The following is a 430-nucleotide window of genomic DNA, read 5'->3' on the forward strand; positions in this document are numbered from 1 at the left end:
AGGCGCGATGGTGCTGGGCGCGCAGCAGATAGTCGGCCTGATACCCGCTGTCATGCGCCTTCACCATCCGCTCAAGCATGTCCGACTCGCGGTCGCCGACGTAAACCAGGCGTGTCTGCGGCAGCTGCTCGGCCAGCTCGGCAACCCGCTCATAACCCTCGACCCAGCGCTTGCTTTCCTTCTCCCCCGGGCGGATGCCGTCTTCGCCCTTGGGCTCGCGCGCCCACATCCAGGCATCAAGCACCCCCAGGGGCTCGCGCTCGGGGGTGACCGCCAGCGTCGGATGCAGGTACAGGCCGCGCGGCGCCTCGTGGCTCAAAGGACCCAACCCCTTGCTCTGCTGACCATTGAAGTCCAGCTCCGTGGTGTCTTGCAGGCACAGCACCACAGGGTGAGGAGCCATGCGCTGCGTCGTGCACGCGCGGTGCGG

1 pseudogene is annotated in these 430 nt (G+C 67.7%); it reads right to left on the minus strand.

Annotated features, from left to right (window positions below):
• Window positions 1-430 (minus strand): annotated as a pseudogene (locus AC54T3_RS17475) (IS4 family transposase); the annotation flags it as partial.

It is taken from the genome of Halochromatium sp. NSM3, assembly GCF_059621085.1.